General features: G+C 68.2%; 4 protein-coding genes. 2 read left to right on the plus strand and 2 right to left on the minus strand.

The features are described 5' to 3' along the window. Positions 1-164: 164 nt before the first annotated feature. Entirely contained in the window at positions 165-1,259 is a 1,095-nt protein-coding gene (locus ACFWI9_RS13445; protein WP_387161546.1) for an LLM class flavin-dependent oxidoreductase, read from the minus strand. A gap of 567 nt (positions 1,260-1,826) precedes the next feature. On the opposite strand from ACFWI9_RS13445, the gene ACFWI9_RS13450 reads away from it, so the two are divergent. Further along, positions 1,827-2,975 carry a SagB/ThcOx family dehydrogenase gene (locus ACFWI9_RS13450; protein ID WP_387161547.1) on the plus strand — a complete coding sequence of 383 codons (1,149 nt, stop codon included), beginning with the start codon at positions 1,827-1,829 and terminating at the stop codon, positions 2,973-2,975. Beyond that, complete coding sequence (locus tag ACFWI9_RS13455) at positions 2,975-3,724, plus strand: class I SAM-dependent methyltransferase (RefSeq protein ID WP_387161549.1); 750 nt, start codon at positions 2,975-2,977, stop codon at positions 3,722-3,724. The genes ACFWI9_RS13450 and ACFWI9_RS13455 overlap by 1 nt, the downstream gene beginning before the upstream one ends. Here ACFWI9_RS13455 and ACFWI9_RS13460 read toward each other — a convergent pair. Next, positions 3,691-5,304, minus strand: coding sequence for an MFS transporter (locus tag ACFWI9_RS13460; protein ID WP_387161551.1), 1,614 nt, complete (start codon positions 5,302-5,304; stop codon positions 3,691-3,693). The genes ACFWI9_RS13455 and ACFWI9_RS13460 overlap by 34 nt on opposite strands. Positions 5,305-5,582: the final 278 nt, after the last annotated feature.

Consider the following 5,582-nt stretch of genomic DNA (forward strand, 5'->3'; position numbering starts at 1 on the left):
GGGCCCCCACCCCCCGCGCCCCCCGCGCCCCCCCCCCCCCCCCCGGGGGGGCGGCCAGAGCGCTGAGCGGCGCGGTGGTGATCCGGGGCGGCCCTAGATGCCCCGCCCTGCTCAACATGCCGCGACGGCTGGGCAGTCAGTCCTTCACCGGTAGGCGGCCGGAATCACTGTTCGGGGGCCCGCTGGGCGTGCTGTGGCCGGTGTTGGGCTGCCAGGGGGCCGAGACGCTGGCGGACGACCGGGAGGACTTCGGCGGCGACGCGTTCGAGGAACGGTGACTGGCCGCTGCCCGGCAGCGTGGCCGGGGTGGGATGGGTGACGACCAGCGAGATCGGCAGGTCGCCGGCGAGCACCTGTTCCAGTTGGCCGGCGATCATCGCCGGCGTTCCGTGCAGCGCGAAGGCGTCCGCGACCTCGTCCGACAGGAAGGACACCACCCGGCCGGACGCCGGCATGTCCGCGGTGTGGTGGAAGTCGGGCCAGACCTTTTCCTTGAGTTCCTCGATGGGCGGTCCGTTCCAGGCGAATCCTGGGGGACCGAACAGCTGAGGTGAGTACTCGTAATATCCGGCGGCTACGGAACGGCTGATCAGCGCGGCTCGTTCCGGGTCGTCGTCCAGCACGGTGTGGAACACCGCCCCGATCTTGACCTGGCCTGGCTCCCGGCCTGCTTCAGCGGCTCCGGCGCGGACCGCGTCGATGGCCGTGCGCAAGTTGGCCGGGTGGCGGCCGACTCGGATGAACACCCCGTCCGCTATCCGGCCTGCCATGCGCAGGGTGCGGGGCCCGCCGGCCGCCACCCAGACCGGAACGGGTGCGGCATGGACCAGGCGTGCGCGTCGCGCGGCGGCCGGTACTTCGATTTCCTCACCGGACAGCAGCCCCCTGGTCAGGCTGACCGCGTCCGAGAGTTGGGCCACGGTGGCCGGGTGCCGTCCCATGAGCCGGACGGCTGTGTCCCCCACCCCGTAGGTCAGCAGAGTCCGGCCGGGTGCGAGGTCCGCGACGGTCGCGATCGACGAGGCGATCACCGCGGGATGGCGCATCACCGGGTTCACGATCAGCGGCCCGAGCCCGATGCGTTTCGTGCGCTCCGCGGCGAACGCCAGATCCACGAACTCGTCACGCACCAGCAGCGGTGTCGACGGGGTGAACGCGTAGTCCCAGCCGAGTTCTTCGGCACGCCGCACATCCGCGGCGAAAGCAGGAGGGGAGGTGAAGTCGAAACGGTTCACCCCGAACGCCGGCATGACGGCCATAGGATTCCTCCGCTGCGAACTCCGGCAAACACCAACGATGTCCGAACAGACGGGCCGGTCAGCCCGCAAGTCCCATTGCACCACCTGGACCAGCCTCCCGCTCTGTGCAGGCACGCGTCCCGAGACGGTGCACCCATCCGCCACGAATCCGGGGCCCTGGGGCGATGGCCGACACTGCGTTTTTACCGCTGTGTGAAGCGTCGGCTACCCGTTGTGTCGCAGTCCGGTGCCCAGAATCTTTTTCTGCTCAAAATAGCTCGCCTGTACACGTCATCGGAGGAGCCATTGAGGTGCTCTTTTTTATTGCACTTTACCTGCAATTGCAGGGGTCGGATCGCTGTGCGCAGCGGCCCGCAGCGGCCGGGAGCTTGCACGAGTTGTACGCTGGAGTCCTACGCCAAAGCCAGGTTCGAGGGAGGTGTAGGCATGGCGATTACTCTGGTTTCCGAGAAGCCGAAGATGCTCTCCGTAGCAAACCGCTCCTGAATTCGGAGCCGTCTGAACGTGACACGCGGGGTGGGGCGGTCCAACCGCCTCCACCCCGCCGCGTGGGAGAGGAACCAGGCCATGAAGATCCAGCGTGCTCCACACATCTACATGGAATGGGAAGAGGGCACGCTCGTCGCGCGCCGCGTCGGATCCGAGATCAAATGCCAGATGGGCCCGCAGGTGGTGGAACTGCTCGACAGGATCCGTGAGCCGGTCGGACTGGCGGACGTGGTGGCTGAGTACCCGGACGACGAAAAGCCCTCCGTCGAGGCCACCTTGAACGGACTGCTAGGTGCCGGTTTCGTCGATGAAGTGGGCGGCGCCGGGGACTCGGGGCCGAAACCCGGCGACGAATCCTGGTGGGACGCCTGGGGCACCCAGGCCAGGACCTTCCACTTCGCAACCCGGGACGCGGATTTCCTGCCCTTCCGTAGCGAGCAATCGCGCGAATTCATCGAAGCGGTGGCAGGGGAGGGGCCGCCACCGCCGCTCTACAAGAGGTACCCGCACAGCCACCGCATTCCGCTGCCCCCGCACCGGGACATCGCCACGCCGATGTCATCGGCGCTGGAGAACCGGCGTACCCACCGGACGTTCCATGACACACCGGTGACGCTGGAAGCGTTCTCCACCGTTTTGCACTACAGCTTCGCACCTCTGGGATATCAGGACACCGGCCCGCTCGGCGTGCAGATGGTGAAGGCGAGTCCGGCCGGCGGGTCGCGGCATGACGTCGAGTGCTATGTCGCCTGCTTCCATGTCGAAGGAATCCCCGAAGGGCTCTACCACTACTGCGGCCCCGAGCACACGCTGGAACTCGTCCGGTCCGATCTCTCCCGCCAGGAGATACTCGACCTGACCGACCAGCAGGGTCACTGCGTCAACGGCGCGTTTACGTGTTTCCTCACCACCGTGCCGAACCGGATCGCGTCCAAATACCGCCATCCGAGAGCCTATCGGCTGTGGATCTACAACGTGGGGCATGCCGCCCAGACGTTCGCGCTGACCTGCACCGCGCTCGGTCTCGGGCCGTTCCAGACCGCCGCCTTCCACGACAGCGGCTTGGAGAAGGAGTTGAGGATCGACCCTCGGGAGGAGTTCCTCACCTACATCGTCGGGGCGGGGATCCCAGTGCTGAACGAGCAGGGGCTGCCTGCCGACTTCTGGCCCGCGGACCCTCCAGCCACGGAGGAGGTGCCCTCTTCCTCACCGCGCGAGGGGAATTGATGGACACCACCGAGGAGCAGTTCGACGCCCATGCCGAGGCGTATGACGCCCTGTACCCGCTCCTGGACGACGACCACCCCATGATCACCTTCATTCGTGATCGGCTTCCGCCACGCTGCTCCGTAGTGGAGTTCGGGATCGGTACGGGGCGTGTGGCGATCCCTCTTGTCCACGCGGGTCTCGACGTCTGCGGCATCGACCTCAGCGCACGCATGCTGGAAAAGCTCGCCGCGAAGCCGGAGGGCGCCCGGATCACCACCGTGCACGGTTCCTTCACGGAGACGCGGAACCTTGCGGCATCCCGCCACTCTGCGGTGATCTGTGTGTTCAACACTCTCTTTCACGTACTGCAGCAGCGGGAGCAGGCCCGGACCCTGGAGGCGGCCGCCGCCGCACTGCGTCCGGGTGGTCTGATGTTCCTGGAGAACTCCTCCGCCCATCGCCTGGTACGCAAGTACCCGGATGGTGACGCGGTTCGGGTGCACCACCAGGAAACCGGCAGGGTGTGGCTTCTGGCCGGCGTGCTCGACGAACTGCGCCAGCGGTTGGACGTCACCCATATCCGGATCGGGGGCGGCGAGATATCGCCGGTGCCGGTGAGTTTCCGCTATGTCTGGCCGTCCGAGCTGCGGCTGATGGCCCAGGCGGCGGGTCTTGACCTGGTGGAGGAGCACGGAGATTGGTCCGGAGCCCCTTACGACACCTCCAGTCGCCTTCACATCTGCGTGCTCCGCAAGCCGCCGGTCTGACCGCCCGCCCCACCCCGGTGTCCACGGTCCGGGAGGACGAGAAGGACGAGCAGCGCGGCCGCGGCCACCCCGGTGTCGACCGCGAGACTGACTCGGCTGCTTCGCAGGAACGCGTCGGAGACATCCTTGGCGAGGAGCTCACGGAAGTGGGGGGATGCCTCGGGGATCGGCCGCCGCGGCCCGATCGTGCCGGCGTAGGCGTGCGGGTTGGCTTCCCGGGCGATGCTGTGGACCACCGCTGCCCGCTCGGCCGTCTCCGGGATCAGTTGGCTCAAGGCCCGGTCGAGGGTGCTGCCGAGCGAGGCGGTGAGGATCGATCCCGTGACCGCCAGGCCCAGGGTGCTGCCCAGGGCGCGCTGGAGGTTGATGATCCCGGATGCCATTCCTGACCGCTGCGCGGGCACCGTGGCCATCGCCAGTTGGGTGTTGGGGGTGACCATGAAGGCGCACCCCAGACCGGTGACTCCGAGGCCGGCCATGGTCATCTTCGCGTCGGCGGCGATACCCAGGGTGATGATCAGCAATCCGGCCGTCAGCAGGGCCTGGCCGGTCAGTACCAGCGTGCGTGCCGGGTATCGCGTCATCAGCCTCCCCATGAAGGCGGACAGGACAATGAACATGACGGGGTAGGGGAGGATCAGCAGCCCGGTCCGGATTGGGGAGTCCCCCACGACGTTCTGCTGGTACTGGGTGACGATGAACAGCATCCCGTAGACCGTGAAGAACTGCAGGAAGATCACCCCCAGCGCGGTCGCGTAGGAGGCTTCACCGAACAGCCGGAGCTCCACCATCGGTTCGCGGGTGCGCAGTTCGCGTCGCACGAAACCGGCGCCCGCGGCGGCACTGACCGCGAAGGCCGTCACGACCGGCGCGGTCGTCCAGCCGAAGTGAGCACCGCGGATGACGCCGAGGGTGACGGCGCCGATGGCGATGACGAAGAGTGTCTGGCCCAGCCAGTCGAATCCCCTGGTGCGCTCCCCACGTGACTCGGTGACGCCGCGTCCGGCGAGGGCCAGTGCGACCACGGCGACCGGCAGATTGACGTAGAACACGGACCGCCAGCCCCACTCCTGGGTGAGCAGTCCACCCACCAGAGGGCCGAACGCGAGCGAGACGCTGGCCAGGGCCGTCCAGATGCCGATGGCCCTGGCCCGCTGCCTGGAGTCGGTGAACGCTGCGCTCACCAGAGCAAGTGAGGTCACGGTGATGGCCGCTCCGGCGAACCCCTGGAGTCCCCGTGCCCAGACCAGGCCCAGCAGGTGCCCTGCGAGGCCGGCCCACAGGGAACCCGCGGCGAAGAGTGCGACGCTCACCATGAACAGGCGCTTCCTGCCGATCCGGTCGGCGAGGATCCCGCTGGGCATCACGCCCACCGCCATGCCGAGCGAGTAGCTGGTGACCAGCCACTGCAGACCGCGTTCACCGACGTGGGCCTCCGCCTGGATGCGCGGGAGCGCCACATTCACCGCGAGCGTGTCGAGCATCACCACGGCAGCGCCGGCGGAGGCGGCGAGCACCGTGAACGTCTGCTCCCTGCTCCAGGCGACACGGCGCAGAGCAGCTGCGAACGCGGGACACATGCGGGCAAGATATCCCGGACGGGCCCAGAAGCTCCGGCTGAAACTCCGTGAGCGGCTTCTTCTTCGCCCCTCCCTGGGACTGGCACGGCAACCGTGGTTCTTGATCACGCGGACGGGCGCCGGGAACCCACCGCTTCCGTCACCGGCCGCGTCAACTGACCCCGCGTTCCGCGGTGGAGGCCTCGTACCGTGCGCTTGTGGCGCGGGAACCGGCCGCCCCCGCCCCCCGGGCCCCCCCCGACCCCCAGCGCGGGGCCCGGCGCCCGGTTGCGCGGCCC

Origin of the sequence: Streptomyces sp. NPDC127084 (assembly GCF_042724175.1) — a bacterium.
In the GTDB taxonomy this organism is placed as follows: Bacteria; Actinomycetota; Actinomycetes; order Streptomycetales; family Streptomycetaceae; genus Streptomyces.